General features: G+C 55.2%; 1 protein-coding gene. It reads right to left on the bottom strand.

The annotated features are described in order from the left end of the window. The coding region (locus tag AC07VL_RS27985; RefSeq protein WP_494808749.1) for a condensation domain-containing protein at positions 1-1,336 on the bottom strand (1,336 nt) is incomplete at both ends.

Consider the following 1,336-nt stretch of genomic DNA (forward strand, 5'->3'; position numbering starts at 1 on the left):
TGCGCCTCGAACAGCTCATGGATGCAATGCTCCTGCGGATAGTCCGCCTGCGTCGCATTCAGCGTCTGCAGCAGGTATTGCCGCTCGGTGAAGGGTAATATGGCCACATCTGCCGCCGCCTGATCCTGTGTCGCCAGGAGAGCCTCAGTCAATCCAGCAAGTACCGCCTCCAGATAGCCAAGCACGCGCTCCGCCCCGGCACTGACTGCGATTTGTGCATCGATAACAAAACCATCTGCCATATCGTCGACAGAGACCGTGAATGGATAATTGGTGCGCTCTTGCGCTCCAATTATTTCTATTCCTCCACCGGCTGTTATGCCATGTCCCGCTGGCGCTTCCGAATGCCGATAATTAAGTATGGCGCTGAATAAGGCAGCTCCTCCCTGCAAACCACTGCAGCGCTGCGCCATTGCAAGTGACGCTTGCTCATAAGGAAGCAGCGCCCTCAATGAAGCATCTGTCTGCATCAATAATTGAGCAACATTTAATCCCTGCGTACGCAGGCGCAACGGCAGGGTATTGATAAACATGCCAAGCATGTCTTGCGCTCCCCGCGTGCCTTGCAAACGACCGGAAAGAACTGTGCCGAAGACAACATCATCACGTCCGCTACACAGGGCCAATACCAATGCCCAGGCCGTATGAAACACTGTTGCTGAACTAACGCTGTACGACCTGGCCGCCAAGCGAATTCGGTTGGCAAGTTTCTCATCCAGTTTTTTTCTTACCTCACCGACATCCATACCCACGTCATGCATCGCCAACAGGCCAAATGGTGCCGTGGACTCATCAACATCCCACAACATCTCCCTGAAGAATGCCGACGCATCGTGATACCGGGCTTGGTGCAAAGCATGGGCAACAAATTCACGATAGGGAATGGAATCAGTCAGCACATGCTCGTCACCTTGCATATGCGCCATCAACTCGGCTTGTATCACCTCGACGCCTACATGATCCAGAATGATGTGATGCAACTGCACCAGCAAGTATGCCTCTCCGGTATGCCCATCCCTGGAAACACCCGTGTATAACAGCGGCGCACGCGCCATATCGACCACCGGCGACATCTTCAGCCGGGCCTGTAGCTGGGCATATGTATCCTGCTCAGTATCCAAATCAATCGTCCCGACTTCGAGCGTCACCTGCCTGCACACCACCTGCACCGGCACCGAAACTTGCTGCGCCATCACCGCCGTGCGCAGCACGTCGTGACGGTCGACCACTGCCTGCAAGGCGGCCAGGAAAGCATCCAAGCGCTGCGCATCCGCCACCTTCAGCAGCATCGAAACGATATACGGGTCGTTTTTCTGCGCCATCAGGTGATGGAACA

The sequence above is a fragment of the Janthinobacterium sp. GW821-FHT03C08 genome (genome assembly GCF_059420905.1).